This window comes from Vibrio sp. 10N.261.51.A4 (genome assembly GCF_041471945.1).
Taxonomy (GTDB): domain Bacteria; phylum Pseudomonadota; class Gammaproteobacteria; order Enterobacterales; family Vibrionaceae; genus Vibrio; species Vibrio crassostreae_C.
Genome location: NZ_JBFRPJ010000127.1, coordinates 1 through 17,452 on the forward strand (window position 1 = coordinate 1; position 17,452 = coordinate 17,452).

Consider the following 17,452-nt stretch of genomic DNA (forward strand, 5'->3'; position numbering starts at 1 on the left):
CACATTTCAGGACGGGACATTGAAAGAATTTAAAGCCTCGCATATTTTATGCGGGGCTTTTTTATTGGATCTGCTCCGTCGAGCATGTCTTTGGTCAAATCTCTCTCGTTGACTGAGTTTCTTCGGTACTAGGTCGTCAATTTAGTTCTGCTTTTCCACGGCAAGATATAGTGGAATATTCTTCATTTTATCGAATTCCCACTAAAATCCTGCCCAAGGGTGTCTTTTCTACAAGAAAACTAGTCGAAGCCTTAACCATGATCTACAATACGGCAAAATTCTAACTCGACTATTTTCAGGAAGAGCTGCATGTACATGAGCACTGATGAGGTTCGCAACGCGTTCCTTAAGTTCTTTGAGAGCAAAGAACACCAAATCGTAGACAGTTCATCGTTAGTTCCACATAACGATCCAACCCTGCTATTTACTAACGCAGGTATGAACCAATTCAAAGATTGCTTCTTAGGCGCCGAAAAGCGTGCCTACACTCGAGCAACTACGGCTCAGCGTTGTGTACGTGCGGGTGGTAAACACAATGACCTTGAAAACGTAGGTTTCACGGCTCGTCACCACACGTTCTTCGAAATGCTAGGCAACTTCAGCTTTGGCGACTACTTCAAAGAAGAAGCGATTGGATTTGCTTGGGAATTCCTGACTGAAACTCTTCAACTGCCAAAAGACCGCCTGCTGGTAACGGTATACGAGACAGATGATGAAGCATTCGATATCTGGAACAAGAAAGTAGGTGTTCCTGCTGACCGTATCGTTCGCATTGGCGACAAAGAAGGCGGTAAACAGTTCGAGTCTGATAACTTCTGGACGATGGGTGACACAGGTCCTTGTGGTCCATGTACTGAAATCTTCTACGATCACGGTGAGCACATCTGGGGCGGCCGTCCTGGTACACCTGAAGAAGATGGTGACCGTTTCATCGAGATCTGGAACAACGTATTCATGCAGTTCAACCGTCACGCTGACGGCACAATGGAACCGCTACCTAAGCCTGCTGTAGATACAGGTATGGGTATTGAGCGTATTTCTGCAATCATGCAGGGCGTTCACTCTAACTACGAAATTGATGTATTCCAAAAGCTAATCAAAGCGACTGCGGAAGTTGTTGGTCATGACGATCTATCTAACCAATCGCTACGCGTTATTGCTGACCACATCCGTTCTTGTTCATTCCTAATTGCTGACGGTGTTATGCCTTCAAACGAAGGTCGTGGCTACGTTCTACGTCGTATCATCCGTCGTGCAGTTCGTCACGGTAACAAGCTTGGCGCACAAGGCGTGTTCTTCCACAAACTTGTGGGCGTACTGGCTGAAGTGATGGGCTCTGCGGCAGATGAACTTAAGAAACAGCAAGAGCTGGTTGAAAAAGTACTTCGCATTGAGGAAGAGAACTTTGGTCGTACGCTAGAGCGCGGCATGGTTATTCTTAATGACGCACTAGATGCACTTGAAGGCAAAGAGCTTGACGGCGAAACAGTTTTCAAACTTTACGATACATACGGCTTCCCAGCTGACCTTACTAACGATGTAGCTCGCGAACGCGATTTTACTATCGATGAAGAAGGCTTTGAGAAGGCGATGGAAGCACAGCGTAAGCGTGCACGTGAAGCAGGCCAATTCGGCACGGATTACAACGCGACAATCAAAGTAGACACCAACACTGAGTTCTGTGGTTACACAGCAACTGAAGGTGCTGGTGAAATCTCTGCGCTATTCGTTGACGGCGAAGAAGTATCTTCACTATCGGCTGGCGACAAAGCAATCATCATCCTTGAAGAGACACCATTCTACGCTGAGTCAGGCGGTCAATGTGGTGATGCTGGTACACTAAAAACAGCGTCGGGTCTTTTCAAAGTACAAGACACTCAGAAGCTAGGTAACGCATTTGCGCACCACGGTGAGCTAGTTGAAGGTGTATTTGCTAAGGGCGATAAAGTAGAAGCAACGGTTGACGCTGAGCGTCGAGCTGCTATCTCACTAAACCACTCTGCCACTCACTTACTTCACTCTGCATTGCGCGAAGTGCTAGGTGAGCACGTTGCTCAGAAAGGTTCTTTAGTTAAGCCAGATAACCTACGTTTTGACTTCTCTAACCTTGAAGCGGTAACACCAGCACAGATTAAAGAAGTAGAGCGTCTAGTTAACGCACAAGTTCGTAAGAACCATGTGATTGAAACGAACATCATGGACATCGAGTCAGCGAAAGAAAAAGGTGCAATGGCACTGTTTGGCGAGAAGTACGATGATGAAGTTCGCGTTCTATCTATGGGCGATTTCTCTACTGAACTTTGTGGTGGTATCCACGCTTCAAACACAGGTGATATCGGCCTATTCAAGATCACTTCTGAAGGTGGTATTGCTGCGGGTATTCGTCGTATTGAAGCGGTAACAGGTGAAGCTGCACTAGATGCAGTAGAAGCTCAAGCTAACGCTTACGAAGAGAAACTGGCTGAGTCAGCTAAGAAAGCGAAATCGCTAGAGAAAGAAATCCAACTGCTTAAAGAAAAGATGGCTGCTGCAGAAAGCGCAAACATCATGGGCAAAGTAGAAGACATCTCTGGTACTAAAGTTTTGGTTGCTGCAATTGAAGGCGCAGACAACAAGAACCTACGTACTATGGTTGATAACGCTAAAAACCAAGTAGGTAGCGGCATCATCCTGATCGCGAACGTAGCAGACGGTAAAGTTGGCTTGATTGCTGGTGTAACCAAAGACCTAATCGGCAAAGTAAAAGCGGGTGATCTCGTCAAGATGGTTGCTGAGCAAGTTGGCGGTAAAGGCGGCGGTCGTCCAGATATGGCTCAAGCGGGCGGTACAGACGTTGCAGCACTGCCAGAAGCGCTTAAATCTGTGCGTACTTGGCTAGAAGAGCGTCTTTAAGCTTAAGTAATTGATACAAAGATGCCCAATCAGTTGATTGGGCATCTTTTATTTTGCCTATTGGAAGTGTGTTTAAACAAGGTTTGATTGAGATTAACCAAGAAGTCTAATGGTGGCGTTAGACTCCTTGGTTAATTTTTTATTGCTTCGCCCTGACGCGGAGTGTGTGTTTTTTTGTCATATATAGACATTGGTCTTGGGAAGGTGAGGACGGGTGAAAATGCCTCTTATCGTGCAGAAATTTGGTGGAACGTCGGTGGGTTCAATTGAACGAATCCATCATGTAGCAGAAAAAATCATTGAAGCGAAAAATGAAGGGAACCAGATCGTGGTTGTCGTTTCTGCTATGTCTGGTGAAACAAATCGGTTAGTTAATTTAGCCACGCAAGTTGATAGCGTACCAAACGCTAGAGAACTGGATGTGTTGTTAACGGCTGGCGAGCAAGTTTCCATGGCCTTGTTAGCAATGACGTTACACAAGTTAGGTTATGAAGCGACATCGATGACTGGCTATCAAGCCAAGATACACACGGATTCTAATCATAATAATGCAGCGATTGAGCGTATTGATACTGCTCCGATTCAAGCTCTGCTAGATGACAACCAGATTGTTATTGTTGCAGGCTTTCAAGGATTCAATGCGAAAGGTGATATCACGACATTAGGCCGCGGTGGTTCAGATACTACAGCGGTCGCGCTTGCAGGTGCCTTGCAGGCGAAAGAATGCCAGATCTATACTGATGTAGATGGTGTTTACTCTTGTGACCCTAGAGTCGTAAAACAATCTCAGAAATTAGATACTTTAGACTTTCCTTCTATGGAAGAGATGGCTCGCCGAGGCGCTAAGGTATTGCACCTTCCTTGTGTTCAGTATGCATGGCAGCACAACGTGTCATTGCGAGTGCTTTCAAGCTTTGAACAAGGCGAAGGCACATTGATCGCGGGTAATCAGTGTTTGAATGATATTGCTGGCATCGCCATCCAAAGAGATATGGTGCGTATCGAGTGTTTGAATGAAGATTTACCGTCTTTCATTTCACATTGCCAACTGTTGGGGATCGAAGTCTGTAGTGTGATCGAGGAAACAGAACGGGCAGCACTCATTATTAAACAAGACATAAGTGCCAAATTAAAACTAGTTTTTGCTGAGAAAATCCGTAATAGTGAACAGGTTAGTTTGTTAACTGTGGTAGGAAGCCGAACACAAGAAATTGTGGTCAGTTCACATGGATTGTTGTCTGAAGGCGAAATTGATGTACAGCATCACTTATTGCAGCAGCAGTCTTTAACTTTGGTGATATCACCAACGCAAGTCGATATGGCTGCTAACATATTACACAATGCATACATCGTAGCGCGTGAAACACAGGGTTATCCTAAAAAAGAAGTGCATTTTGGTTAAATAAACTCAATCGATAGTTTACGAAAATATAACTTTTGTTGGATAATGCTCTCGTAGCTAGATAAATTTAGAGATTACTCAAGGAGCAAAGAATGCTAATTTTGACTCGCCGCGTTGGCGAAACACTGATGATTGGTGATGAAGTAACAGTTACTGTACTAGGCGTTAAAGGTAACCAAGTACGTATCGGTGTTAACGCACCTAAAGAAGTATCTGTTCACCGTGAAGAGATCTACATGCGCATTCAAGCTGAAAAAGGTAATGGTAACGTTGCATCTGGCAACTACTAATACTTTTGCGTAGAGAAGAGGCTAGCATTGTTGCTAGCCTTTTTTGATCTTGGGGAACCGAAACACTGATTGGGACATAGATGGGTTGGATAACGGATCGGTCTCAAAGTGGTGAAGTGAATGCTTTGTGATGCTGCGAGATACAGACAAGGTTGAACAGAACTGTTGCTCTGTATTTTGTTTGGCAAAACTCAAGATTTATTCGCTTCCCCTATGGCGAAAATACGCATCCCGTAGTATTGTGCCATCAGCAGTAGCACTTGCTGCTGGAGAAATTAGATAATTGTTTTCGGCTGTTTATTATTGCCAATCTTTCACCTTAATTTTTAAGGGAAAAAGCGCGATTTGAATCTTATAAGTTCAATTTGCAAGCGCTTTGATTAAATAGCAAACGGTTGAGTGTTTTTGTCCAATTTTTTTCAATAAAGTGTTTGACATATTTTCGGTAAAACGTAATATGTGCCTCCGCAAGACGGTGAGGTGGCCGAGAGGCCGAAGGCGCTCCCCTGCTAAGGGAGTATGTGGTTTGTAGCTGCATCGAGGGTTCGAATCCCTCCCTCACCGCCATTTCTTGCGAGTCTAAAATTAGCAATTTAGACAATGTAAATGTGCGTCCTTAGCTCAGCTGGATAGAGTACCTGGCTACGAACCAGGCGGTCGGAGGTTCGAATCCTCCAGGACGCGCCATTCTCTCTTCTCTTACTTGTAAGTGATTTGAGAATAATGAATTAGGTGAGGTGGCCGAGTGGCCGAAGGCGCTCCCCTGCTAAGGGAGTATGTGGTTTGTAGCTGCATCGAGGGTTCGAATCCCTCCCTCACCGCCATTCATTACAGGCCGATGGCCTTTTTTTTTCTTCGTAGCAAGAAGAATGTGATATATTTCACAACTTCATTCTTAATGAATGAACACCGTGCGTCCTTAGCTCAGCTGGATAGAGTACCTGGCTACGAACCAGGCGGTCGGAGGTTCGAATCCTCCAGGACGCGCCACTATTTAAGGGTTTATTTCTTTTAAGAATGAAAGTCCTTGTATTGACTAAGTTGATACTAAAACCGTGCGCTCTTAGCTCAGCTGGATAGAGTACCTGGCTACGAACCAGGCGGTCGGAGGTTCGAATCCTCCAGAGCGCGCCATTATTTAGGGTTTAGTTCTTATAAGAATGTGAATCCTGATATTGATAAATCGTTCGTCGAGAATTAATATCAAAAACCGTGCGTCCTTAGCTCAGCTGGATAGAGTACCTGGCTACGAACCAGGCGGTCGGAGGTTCGAATCCTCCAGGACGCGCCACTATTTAGGGCTTCTTTCTTATAAGAACAGAAATCCTTGTATTGAGTTGTTGTTGTTTACAACGAATTGATACTAAAACCGTGCGCTCTTAGCTCAGCTGGATAGAGTACCTGGCTACGAACCAGGCGGTCGGAGGTTCGAATCCTCCAGAGCGCGCCACTATTTAGGGTTTCTTTTATGAACCCCTGATATTGGGGATACCGATATCGAAAACTGCGCGTCCTTAGCTCAGCTGGATAGAGTACCTGGCTACGAACCAGGCGGTCGGAGGTTCGAATCCTCCAGGACGCGCCACTCTTTAGGGTTTCCTTGTGAACTCCTGATATTGGAAATACTGATATCGAAAACCGTGCGTCCTTAGCTCAGCTGGATAGAGTACCTGGCTACGAACCAGGCGGTCGGAGGTTCGAATCCTCCAGGACGCGCCACTATTTAGGGCTTTTTTCTTATAAGAATGAAATCCTTATATTGATCTGTTGTTAGTAACAATGAATTGATATTAAAACCGTGCGCTCTTAGCTCAGCTGGATAGAGTACCTGGCTACGAACCAGGCGGTCGGAGGTTCGAATCCTCCAGAGCGCGCCACATTATTAGAAAAAGCCTCGTTTATACGAGGCTTTTTTTATGTCTGCTGCAAATTTGTTGCGACAATGTTAAATTTGTTCGTTGTTTAACTTGTTGTATTTAAAGTAGTTCTTGATTGCTTCTTTGTTATTCCACCTTTCTCATATCAATTCCCAGAAAAGCCCCGTTTAAGTCACAGTTTAAATATCTAAAAATGACGTATTTGACAGATTTATGTGATCTGATAGGCGAATAATTAACCTTATGTGTGCGTTATCCGTAACAGAACCTTAAACAAAATTGACAAACTTTTACCAATCGAGATAATCCATGGGTCGGGATCACTATTCGCTGAAATCCTGTACGTATGTCAGGATGACGAAGAAAGGAAGCAACATGACTAATATTGGAAGCCTGCTAGGAGATGCGGCGACTCTAATGATAACGGGGATGTCCGTTGTCTTTATTTTCCTAACTATTCTAGTTTACCTCGTTCGGTTGATGTCAAAACTGGTACCAGAAGAAGTACCAGAGCCGATCGCAGCACCTAAAAAAATTCAAAAATCACAATCAAACCCTTCAGCTGTTAGTCCACAGGTAGTGGCTGCAATTTCGGCCGCGGTTCATCAATACCGTGCGTCTACTGCTAAGTAGTATTTAAAGGATTAAAAAGGAGTTTATGAGCATGTCTAAACCACTAGCTATCACAGATGTGGTACTTCGTGACGCGCACCAGTCACTATTTGCTACTCGTATGCGTATCGAAGATATGCTGCCAATTGCGGCAGAACTGGATAAAGTCGGTTACTGGTCACTTGAGACTTGGGGCGGCGCGACGTTTGATTCGTGTATCCGTTTTCTTGGCGAGGATCCATGGGAGCGTTTGCGTGAGCTGAAAAAAGCGATGCCAAACACACCAATGCAGATGCTACTGCGTGGTCAAAACCTATTGGGCTACCGTCACTACGCGGATGATGTAGTAGAAAAATTTGTTGAACGTGCCCATAAAAACGGCATGGACGTATTCCGTATCTTTGATGCGATGAATGACGTGCGTAACTTTGAAAAAGCAGTGAAAGCAACGATCGACGTTGGTGGCCACGCTCAAGGTACGTTGTCTTACACAACCAGTCCGGTCCACAATTCAGATACTTGGGTTGATTTGGCTAAGCGCCTAGAGGACCTAGGTTGTCACTCACTATGTATCAAAGATATGTCAGGTTTATTAAAGCCGTATGAAGCAGAAGAGCTGATTACACGTATCAAAGCATCGTGTGACGTTCCTCTGGCACTGCATAGCCACGCGACAACTGGTCTATCGACTGCAACAGCGGTTAAAGCCGTTGAAGCGGGTATCGACATTCTAGATACCGCTATTTCTTCAATGAGCTGTACTTACGGTCATACGCCAACCGAAACGGTTGTTGCGATGTTAGAAGGTACAGAGCGCGACACGAATCTTAAACTAGACCAAATCGAACCCATCGCGGCTTACTTCCGTGATGTACGTAAAAAGTACGCGAAATGGGAAGGTCAGCTAAAAGGTGTCGATTCTCGCATCTTAATCGCTCAAGTTCCTGGCGGAATGTTAACTAACATGGAAGGCCAGCTTAAAGAGCAAGGCGCCGCCGATCGCATGGATGAAGTTCTAGAAGAGATCCCACGCGTACGTAAAGAGCTTGGTTACATTCCTTTAGTAACACCAACTTCTCAGATTGTCGGTACTCAAGCGGTTATTAACGTCTTAACGGGCGAACGCTATAAGAGCATCACGAAAGAGACTGCTGGTCTACTGAAAGGTGAATACGGTCAAGCTCCTGCTGAAGTGGATGCTGAACTGCAAGCGAAAGTTCTAGACGGTGCAGAGCCGATTACTTGTCGTCCTGCTGATTTACTTAAGTCTGAAATGGATATGTTAACGACGGATCTGTTAGAGAAAGCGAAATCAGAGGGTATCTCTCTAGCTGAAGATACGGTTGATGATGTACTGACTTACGCGCTCTTCCCACAAGTGGGTCTTAAGTTTCTTAAGAACCGTCGTAATCCTGAAGCATTTGAACCTGCACCAACGCTAGAAGTTGCGGCTCCAGTTGCTGCAGCTCCTGTACAAGCTTCTGGTGGTATTGAAAGCTACAGCGTGAAGGTTGATGGTCAAGTTTACGATGTTGAAGTTGGCCCACAAGGTGAACTGACATCGGTGGCGCCATCTGCAAAACCTGCTCAGGCTGCACCAGTAGCAGCGTCTGACGCTGAAGCGGTTCCAGCTCCATTGGCGGGTAACATCTTTAAAGTAAACGTTCAGGCGGGTACTGAGGTTTCTGAAGGCGACGTTCTACTAATCCTAGAAGCGATGAAGATGGAAACGGAAGTTCGTGCTGCTCGTGGTGGTATCGTTCAAGAATTGAATGTTAAAGAAGGCGATGCAGTTACTGTAGGCGCTCCACTACTAAGCTTAGCGTAAGGGAGTACCATGGAAGGATTGATGACCTTATGGTCTGAAACAGGGATTGCGAACTTTGAGTTCGGCCAGATCTGTATGATGCTGGTTGGTTGCTTACTGTTGTTTTTGGCAATTCGTAAAGGATTTGAACCGTTACTTCTACTGCCTATTGGTTTTGGTGCTGTATTAGCAAACATTCCAAATGCTGGGTTTACTGATCCAGGTGGTTTGCTCTACTACGTCTACTACATTGGTATTGAGACAGGTATTTTCCCACTGCTGATCTTTATGGGTGTTGGTGCGATGACGGACTTCGGTGCGTTGATTGCGAACCCTAAAACGTTGTGGCTAGGGGCTGCGGCTCAGTTTGGTATCTTCGCGACGCTATTTGGCGCGATCTTGCTGAACTACGTTCCAGGAATGGAGTTCTCGATGGCCGATGCTTCGTCAATTGCGATCATTGGTGGTGCCGATGGCCCAACTGCGATCTTCTTGGCGAGTAAGTTATCTCCGGATCTTTTAGGTGCCATTGCAGTAGCGGCTTATAGCTACATGGCTTTGGTTCCGATCATTCAGCCACCAATCATGAAAGCGTTAACGTCTCCTGAAGAGCGCAAAATTAAGATGGCTCAACTTCGTCACGTTAGCAAAGCCGAGAAGATTCTTTTCCCGCTTGCTGTACTACTGATGACGATTTTGTTCCTACCTTCAGCAACACCTCTAGTTGGTATGTTCTGTTTGGGTAACTTAATGCGTGAAGCGGGTGTGGTTGATCGCCTTTCAAAAACAGCTCAAAACGAACTGATTAACGTTGTAACTATTTTCCTAGGTCTAGGGGTTGGTTCTAAGCTTCAAGCGGATACGTTCTTGAACTTAGAAACATTGGGTATTCTAGGTTTAGGTGCGGTCGCGTTCAGTATCGGTACGGCGGGTGGTGTATTGATGGCTAAGGTGTTGAACCGATTCTCGAAAGAGGACATCAACCCACTGATTGGCGCAGCTGGCGTATCAGCGGTTCCAATGGCGGCACGTGTTGTGAACAAGGTTGGTCTTGAGGCAAACCCTCAGAACTTCTTGTTGATGCATGCAATGGGCCCGAACGTAGCCGGTGTACTTGGTAGTGCGGTTGCGGCGGGTATTCTATTAGCTCTCGTGGGCTAGTGGATTTGCTGGGTCATGTATCGTTACGTTAATTGGTCGTCAATTTACGAATGAGCGGTTAACTTAGCCTTATTAAATGGTTTATAGTCAAAGGGATGCTTTCGCATCCCTTTCTTTTTATTAATTAGGGTGCTTGCTCACTAGGGCTTTTATCAATCAAGGAAATGTGGAAATGGAAAATAAACAGATTGCGATTACTCAATTCGGCGGCGTCGAAAACCTAAGTATTCAAACCAGTGCGATCCCTGAGCCTAAGGCTGGAGAAGTGGTGGTTAAAGTTTCCTTTTCAGGCATTAATCCGATTGATGTCAAAACCCGAGCGGGCCTTGGTTGGGCGGCAGCACAAAACAAAGATAACCTACCTTGGGTACCTGGCTACGATATTTCAGGGCAAATTGTCTCGCTAGGCGAACAGGCTGAACGCTTTACTGTTGGTGATAACGTGGCTGGCTTTATTGGTTTTCCACTGCAAGGTGGCGGTTACAGCCAATATGTGTGTGTTCCAGAAGCTGCATTAAGTATGGTTCCTGATTCTGTCACTCTAGAAGCGGCAGCTGCATTACCACTTGCGAGTCAAACAGCGGCACAAGCGCTCAACAAAGCCGAAGTGAAAGAAGGCGACCGCGTGCTTATTTTAGCAGGCGCGGGCGGCGTTGGTCACCTTGCGGTTCAAATTGCAGTGGCAGCAAAAGCTGAGGTTTACACAACCTGCAGCGAAGCCAATCTTGATTACCTTGCGACGCTAGGTGCTCACGCGATTAACTATAAGTTTGCACCAGCATCAGAAAGAGTATCTGATGTCGATGTGTTGATTGACTTGGTCGGCGGCGATACCGCGCTTGATGCATTGAAGTGCCTAAAAGATGACGCGCGAGTCGTGACTGTGCCGACTCTATCTGCAGAACTTATCTGCGAAAAAGCCACACTATTAGGTTTTACTGCATCAGGCATGCTGGTTGAACCAAGCCCTGAGCAAATGGACACTATGCTTTACATGGTCAGTGTCGGATTACTCAAAACAGAAATTCAAGGTATCTACCAATTAGACGAGGCGCAGTCGGCGCACCTGCAGGTTGAAACCGGACACACCAGAGGCAAGGTGCTACTTAAAATGCAAGAAAGTTGATAGGCAGTGTTAGAATTTTTTAACTCCCTTTTTGAAAATATCGCGCTGTGGTTCTCGGACTCGGCGCTGTGGGTACTCTTCATTAGTGGCTTCTTGAGTGCCACGTTACTCCCCGGTGGTTCAGAAGCTAGCCTTGTGGCTGCATTGAGCTTAGATCAGTTTTCAACCTCATCGATCATTCTAGTGGCGACATTAGGCAATACCTTAGGCGGCCTGACTAACTATTGGATTGGTTTGTGGTTGCCTAATCGAACTCAATCTGAAAAGCATGGTCATAAGGCTATGGCTTGGCTGAGTCGCTATGGCTACTGGACACTGTTATTTAGTTGGTTACCGATCATTGGTGACCCTTTGTGTCTCGCTGCGGGTTGGCTAAGAATGAAATTCATCCCTAGCGTTATTTTGATAGCGATTGGCAAAGCCGCTCGCTATAGCTTACTTGCTGCTATCTACTTCGGTTTTTTCTAAGGAGAACCTATGAAAAAGGTTTTACTTGGTACATTTTCTCTTATCGCCATTGCTGGCTGTTCTTACAATGTACCTAGCTCAACGCCCTTCTTTTCCTCGTTACCTGAAGGTGTCACTCTGTTAGAAGAGGTTAAGCCCTCTAAAGATAAAGTAGTGATTCCTTACACCAAGTATCAGCTTGAAAACGGTCTGACAGTTATTCTTTCCCCTGATGATTCCGATCCGTTGGTGCATGTTGATGTAACTTATCACGTCGGTTCAGCACGTGAAGAGATAGGCAAGTCGGGATTTGCTCACTTCTTTGAGCACATGATGTTCCAGGGTTCAGAGAACGTTGGTGACCAACAGCACTTTAAGATCATTACCGAAGCGGGTGGCTCGTTAAACGGCACGACCAACCGTGACCGCACCAACTATTTTGAAACTGTTCCTTCTAACCAACTTGAGAAAATGTTGTGGTTAGAATCAGACCGAATGGGCTTCTTGTTGGATGCTGTTTCTCAGAAGAAATTTGAGGTTCAAAGAGGCACGGTCAAGAACGAGCGAGCGCAGAGCTACGAAAATCGTCCTTACGGCTTGATGTGGGAACGCATGGGCGAAGCGCTTTACCCTGAAGGTCACCCTTACTCTTGGCAACCAATCGGCTATGTTGAAGATCTTGACCGTGTTGACGTGAATGATCTTAAAGCGTTCTTCCTGCGTTGGTACGGCCCAAACAATGCCGTGTTAACGATTGGTGGTGATATCGACGTTGATGACACGCTAGAATGGGTTAACAAGTACTTTGGTTCAATTCCTCAAGGCCCTGAAGTGAAGGCGGCAGAGAAGCAACCTGCTGTTCTAACAGAAGATAAATACATCACCTTAGAAGACAATATTCGTCAGCCGATGGTGCTGGTGGGGTGGCCAACAACGTATCGCGGTGAAGAGACGCAAGCTTCACTGAATGCATTGTCTAACGTGTTAGGTTCAGGTACCAACAGTTACCTATATCAAAACCTCGTAAAAACGCAGAAGGCCGTCAGCGCTGGCTCTTTCCATGATTGTGCTGAGTTGGCGTGTACCATGTACGTGTATGCAATGGGCAACTCAGGTGAAAAAGGCGATTTGACGGTTCTCAATAAAGAGCTGATGGATACCCTGGAGCAATTCTCGAAAGAGGGCGTTGAGCAAGAGCGTTTAGACCAGATCACTGGCATGGCCGAAGCGAATGCTGTTTTTGCATTGCAAAGCGTTAAAGGTAAGGTGTCGCAACTCGCGTCGAACCAAACCTTCTATGGTCAGCCTGATCGCATTGAATCACAACTCGATCAAATCCGAGCGGTGACGCCTGAGAGCGTGAGCAAGGCATACCAAGATTTCATCGAAGGTAAGCACAAGGTTACCTTGAGTGTGGTTCCTAAGAAAAAGCTCGATTTGGCGGTTCGTGAAGCGACCTTTACCACGCCACCACGTACGTTGCCGGAATACAGCAAGGTGACGGAAGATCAACTGGATTTCAGAAAGGCACCGGATACCTTTGATCGCAGTGTGATGCCAGAAGTGAACTTTGGTGTTGAGGCGACCATGCCTGAGTTGTACCGCATGCACTTTGCAAATGGCACTGACTTAATTGGTACCGTGACCAGTGAAACGCCGACAGTACAGCTGCAAATTCAATTGCCTGCAGGCGAACGCTATGTTCGCAAAGGGCAAGAAGGCCTAGCGAACCTAACGGCTTCGATGATGGAAGAAGGCTCAACTAAACGAACCGTTGAAGAGTTACAAGCGACCTTAGATAAACTTGGTAGCAGCGTGAGCATTAGTGCGGGCAGCTACACCACAGATATTTCAGTCTCGACGCTAGAGAAAAACTTGCCTCAAACCTTAGCGATTGTGCAAGAGGTTCTATTCGATCCTAAGTTCGATGAGCAAGATTTTGAGCGCGTTAAGAAACAGATGCTAGAAGGCGTTGTGTATCAGCATCAGCAGCCAAGCTGGATGGCTTCTCAAGCAACCCGTGAAGTGCTGTTTGGTGACACTGTTTTTGCTCGTGCAAGTGATGGTACTAAGGAATCTCTATCGAAATTGACCTTAGACGATGTGAAAAAATTCTATGCGCAACATTACACACCAGAAGGTGCCAATATTGTTGTGGTGGGAGACATCTCGAAGAAAGAGGTAGGGAAACAGCTACAATTCTTTGAAGAGTGGCAAGGCGATGCGGCACCATTAACGCGTCCACAGATCGTTAAAGAGCTTTCTGGTCAGCACCTGTACTTAGTTGATAAACCGGGTGCGCCGCAAAGCATTGTTCGCTTGGTTCGTAAGGGCCTGCCGTTTGATGCGACGGGCGAATTGTATTTGAGCCAGTTAGCTAACTTTAACTTAGCGGGCAACTTCAATAGCCGTATCAACCAGAACCTACGTGAAGACAAAGCCTACACTTACGGTGCAAGCGGTTACTTCGCAAGTACTCGTGAAACTGGCGCAGTGGTATTTAGCGCGCAGGTAAGGGCGAATGCGACGGTTCCATCGATTCAAGAGTTTATTAATGAGCTGAATGAGTTTAGCCAAAGTGGATTAACTGACGAAGAGGTGAAATTTATGCGCCTTGCCGTCGGTCAACAAGATGCACTTAAATACGAAACGCCAAGTCAAAAGGCGGGGTTGTTGAGTAATATTGTTGCATTGAGCCTTGATGAAGATTACCTACAACAGCGTAATCAGATAGTTGAAACGGTTTCAAAAGAGACCTTAAACGAGCTATCTAAGAAATGGTTTGACCCGAATGATTATCAAATAATCGTTGTTGGTGACGCGACTTCGCTCCGCCCGCAATTAGAAAAGTTAGATATTCCAATAGAAGAGCTTGAAATCATTCGTTAGAGTACACATTAAAGGGGGAGGGAAGAGACTCTACTTTTCTCCTCCAACCTAATTTATGATAGTTCTAATCAGAACAATATAAGATAAGTGAACTGAATTTTGACTGATTTTGCTGCGCGACTAAAGCAAGTTGCAACCAACCCTAAGACCTTCTCTCAATTTGGTCGTGGTGTTGAAAGGGAAACATTACGCTACACGGAAGATGGGCACCTTGCTACTGAGCCGCACCCTGAGGCTTTGGGATCTGCGTTGATGAACGAATGGGTAACGACCGATTTCTCTGAGTCGCTACTGGAATTTATCACGCCTGTTTCTAACGACGTTCCGACGCTTTTGAATCAGTTGTCTGATATCCACCACTTCACGCAAACCAAGTTAGACGGCGAAAAACTATGGCCGCTTTCTATGCCTTGTTACGTTGGCAGTGAAGATTACATTCAGCTAGCGCAATACGGCACCTCGAATAACGGTAAGATGAAGACCCTATATCGTGAAGGCCTAAAACGTCGTTACGGTAGCCTGATGCAGATTATCTCTGGTGTTCACTTCAACTTCTCTTTCCCAGAAAGCTTTTGGGATAGCCTGTTTGGAGAGCAAACTGAAGAAGCGCGTTGTGAATCTAAGTCAGATGCTTACTTTGGTTTGATTCGTAACTACTACCGCTTTGGTTGGTTAATCCCATACTTCTTCGGTGCTTCACCTGCGCTATGTTCTTCTTTCATCAAAGGAAGAGAGACAAACCTGCCTTTTGAAAAGATTGGCGAGACACTGTATCTGCCAAAAGCAACGGCACTGCGCCTGAGCGACCTTGGCTACACGAACAGTGCGCAAAGTGTGTTGAAGATTGGTTTCAACAGCCTAGACCAATACCTTGAAGGTTTGAATCAAGCGATTCGCACACCATCAGAAGAATTTGCCGAGATTGGCACTAAGGTTGATGGTGAATACCGTCAGTTGAATAGCAACGTACTGCAAATTGAAAATGAGCTTTACGCTCCAATCCGCCCTAAGCGTGTGGCGAAGAGTGGTGAGAAACCATCTGAAGCATTGGCACGCGGTGGTGTTGAGTACATTGAGGTTCGTTCTTTAGATGTAAACCCATTCAGCTCAATTGGTATCAATGAGCAGCAGGTTCGCTTCCTAGACTTATTCCTAACGTGGAGTGTGCTAACGGACTCTGCTGAGATGGATAACTGCGAGCTTGAATGCTGGCGCGATAACTGGAACAAGGTGATCCTACAAGGTCGTCAGGTTGGTCTAGAGCTGCAAATCGGTTGTCATGGTGAGCGATTGTCTCTGCAAGATTGGGCGAAGCGTGTCTTCAAAGATCTGCGCTCTATTGCCGAGATGATGGACGCTGAACAAGGTGGTCGTGCATACCAAGAAACATGCGATACGCTTGAGGCTTGGATTGATAACCCTGAGCTAACTATTTCTGGCCAGTTGCTAGAAGAGACCAAAAAATTGGGCGGCTTAGGTAAAGTGGGTTGCGCGTTAGGTAAAACGTACGCTCAGCAACACAAAGCGCACCAATACAAAGTATATTCAGCTGAGTTGATGGAAGCAGAAGTTCAACGTTCTGTGATTGCTCAGCAACAAAGTGAAGAAGCAAGCACTCAAGATTTTGATAGCTTCTTAGCGGATTATTTTTCGTATTTAAAAGCATAGCGAGACTTTGGTGGAAAGGAAGCAAGCCTTATTAGGTCAGCCTACTCGAGTGAGTAGTAAATGGTTACCTGTAGTGACTGTTGGTGTTGTCTCTAGCCTGTTGGTTGGATGTGCAACGCCACCGCCAAAGCAGCAAGATAATTTGTGTAGCATCTTTCGAGAGCACCCTTCATGGTATGAAGATGCCTTGGATATGCAAGAAGAATGGGGAACGCCGATTAACGTTGCGATGGCTTTTGTGAAACAAGAGAGTAGCTATCGTCATGATGCGCGCCCACCTAAAGATTACATTCTTGGCTTTATACCGTGGGGGCGTGTAAGCAGTGCCTACGGTTATGCACAAGCTCAAGATCCTGCTTGGGAAGACTTCCAAAAGGCGACCAATAACGGTGGTTCAAGAACCAACTTTGATGATGCATTGATGTTCATCGGTTGGTATACCAGCGAGACGCGTCGTCAATTGGGCATCTCACTATGGGACCCATATAACCAATACCTGGCTTATCATGAAGGCCGTGGTGGTTATAAGCGTAAGTCATACAACAGCAAGCCATCGCTAATTAAGGTGGCGCGCAAAGTCGAACAGCAAGCAAAAGATTATGGATGGCAGCTGAAACAGTGCCGCAAAGAACTAGAAGACAATCGAAGCTGGTTTTTCTAAAGCCAGCCGTCATGGAGAAGAGCAATGCCTTTATTAGATAGTTTCACTGTTGATCACACACGCATGAACGCACCTGCCGTTCGTGTTGCTAAAACAATGCAAACCCCAAAAGGGGATACCATCACTGTGTTTGACCTGCGTTTTACTGCGCCAAACAAAGACATCCTATCTGAGAAAGGTATCCATACTCTAGAGCACCTATATGCTGGTTTCATGCGTAATCAATTGAACGGTTCAGATGTAGAGATCATCGATATCTCACCGATGGGCTGTCGCACTGGTTTCTACATGAGCCTGATTGGTACGCCTACAGAACAACAAGTGGCTGACGGTTGGTTGGCAGCGATGCAAGACGTACTGAAAGTTGAGAACCAGAATAAGATCCCTGAGCTGAACGAATACCAATGTGGTACCGCGGCAATGCACTCTTTGGATGAAGCGAAAGAGATCGCGAATGCGATCATCGCTGCAGGCATCTCTGTAAACAAGAATGATGAACTGGCACTGCCAGAGTCTATGCTGCAAGAGCTTAAGATCGACTAGTCATTGATAGCTACCCTAGATAGGGCGAGTTAGATACTAAAAGGCCCGGTTCAATGAACCTAATGCCGATCGTTTAA

General features: G+C 45.9%; 12 protein-coding genes and 10 tRNA genes. All 22 read left to right on the forward strand.

What is annotated here, in order from left to right; translation table 11 throughout:
• Positions 1-309: 309 nt before the first annotated feature.
• The 22 genes from alaS (at position 310) to luxS (ending at position 17,375) form a co-directional block, all read left to right on the forward strand.
• Positions 310-2,892 (forward strand): alanine--tRNA ligase, encoded by a 2,583-nt coding sequence (gene alaS, locus AB4384_RS22810; protein ID WP_017059024.1) that lies wholly within the window; start codon positions 310-312, stop codon positions 2,890-2,892.
• A gap of 220 nt (positions 2,893-3,112) precedes the next feature.
• Entirely contained in the window at positions 3,113-4,294 is a 1,182-nt protein-coding gene (locus AB4384_RS22815; protein WP_017063224.1) for an aspartate kinase, read from the forward strand.
• A gap of 92 nt (positions 4,295-4,386) precedes the next feature.
• Positions 4,387-4,584, forward strand: a complete 198-nt coding sequence (gene csrA / locus AB4384_RS22820) for a carbon storage regulator CsrA (RefSeq protein ID WP_004415691.1) — start codon at positions 4,387-4,389, stop codon at positions 4,582-4,584.
• 474 nt (positions 4,585-5,058) lie between these two features.
• Positions 5,059-5,151, forward strand: a tRNA-Ser gene (locus AB4384_RS22825).
• Positions 5,152-5,194: 43 nt separating this feature from the next.
• Positions 5,195-5,271 (forward strand) — tRNA-Arg (locus AB4384_RS22830).
• Positions 5,272-5,315: 44 nt separating this feature from the next.
• Positions 5,316-5,408, forward strand: a tRNA-Ser gene (locus AB4384_RS22835).
• A gap of 89 nt (positions 5,409-5,497) precedes the next feature.
• A tRNA-Arg gene (locus AB4384_RS22840) sits at positions 5,498-5,574 on the forward strand.
• A gap of 67 nt (positions 5,575-5,641) precedes the next feature.
• Positions 5,642-5,718, forward strand: a tRNA-Arg gene (locus tag AB4384_RS22845).
• Positions 5,719-5,798: 80 nt separating this feature from the next.
• Positions 5,799-5,875, forward strand: a tRNA-Arg gene (locus AB4384_RS22850).
• 82 nt (positions 5,876-5,957) lie between these two features.
• Positions 5,958-6,034: transfer RNA gene (locus tag AB4384_RS22855), tRNA-Arg, on the forward strand.
• A 58-nt stretch (positions 6,035-6,092) separates the two neighbouring features.
• Positions 6,093-6,169, forward strand: a tRNA-Arg gene (locus tag AB4384_RS22860).
• Positions 6,170-6,226: 57 nt separating this feature from the next.
• Positions 6,227-6,303 (forward strand) — tRNA-Arg (locus tag AB4384_RS22865).
• Between the two features lie 81 nt (positions 6,304-6,384).
• Positions 6,385-6,461, forward strand: a tRNA-Arg gene (locus AB4384_RS22870).
• A 375-nt stretch (positions 6,462-6,836) separates the two neighbouring features.
• Positions 6,837-7,094, forward strand: coding sequence for an oxaloacetate decarboxylase subunit gamma (locus tag AB4384_RS22875; RefSeq protein WP_004741884.1), 258 nt, complete (start codon positions 6,837-6,839; stop codon positions 7,092-7,094).
• Positions 7,095-7,125: 31 nt separating this feature from the next.
• On the forward strand, positions 7,126-8,901 hold the full coding sequence (gene oadA / locus AB4384_RS22880; RefSeq protein WP_372130152.1) for a sodium-extruding oxaloacetate decarboxylase subunit alpha: 1,776 nt from the start codon (positions 7,126-7,128) through the stop codon (positions 8,899-8,901).
• A gap of 9 nt (positions 8,902-8,910) precedes the next feature.
• The gene (locus AB4384_RS22885) at positions 8,911-10,041 is read left to right on the forward strand and encodes a sodium ion-translocating decarboxylase subunit beta (RefSeq protein ID WP_019825842.1); all 1,131 of its coding nucleotides are present in this window, start codon (positions 8,911-8,913) and stop codon (positions 10,039-10,041) included.
• 172 nt (positions 10,042-10,213) lie between these two features.
• Positions 10,214-11,167, forward strand: a complete 954-nt coding sequence (locus tag AB4384_RS22890) for an NADP-dependent oxidoreductase (RefSeq protein ID WP_102319878.1) — start codon at positions 10,214-10,216, stop codon at positions 11,165-11,167.
• A gap of 6 nt (positions 11,168-11,173) precedes the next feature.
• Positions 11,174-11,635: a YqaA family protein gene (locus tag AB4384_RS22895; protein WP_017059555.1), complete on the forward strand. Its 462-nt coding sequence runs from the start codon at positions 11,174-11,176 to the stop codon at positions 11,633-11,635.
• A gap of 9 nt (positions 11,636-11,644) precedes the next feature.
• Positions 11,645-14,503, forward strand: a complete 2,859-nt coding sequence (locus tag AB4384_RS22900; RefSeq protein ID WP_017063228.1) for a pitrilysin family protein — start codon at positions 11,645-11,647, stop codon at positions 14,501-14,503.
• A gap of 99 nt (positions 14,504-14,602) precedes the next feature.
• Positions 14,603-16,171, forward strand: a complete 1,569-nt coding sequence (gshA, locus tag AB4384_RS22905; protein ID WP_017065776.1) for a glutamate--cysteine ligase — start codon at positions 14,603-14,605, stop codon at positions 16,169-16,171.
• 10 nt (positions 16,172-16,181) lie between these two features.
• Positions 16,182-16,832 (forward strand): hypothetical protein, encoded by a 651-nt coding sequence (locus tag AB4384_RS22910; RefSeq protein ID WP_017629422.1) that lies wholly within the window; start codon positions 16,182-16,184, stop codon positions 16,830-16,832.
• A gap of 24 nt (positions 16,833-16,856) precedes the next feature.
• The gene (luxS, locus tag AB4384_RS22915) at positions 16,857-17,375 is read left to right on the forward strand and encodes an S-ribosylhomocysteine lyase (RefSeq protein WP_017056597.1); all 519 of its coding nucleotides are present in this window, start codon (positions 16,857-16,859) and stop codon (positions 17,373-17,375) included.
• Positions 17,376-17,452 lie beyond the last annotated feature (77 nt).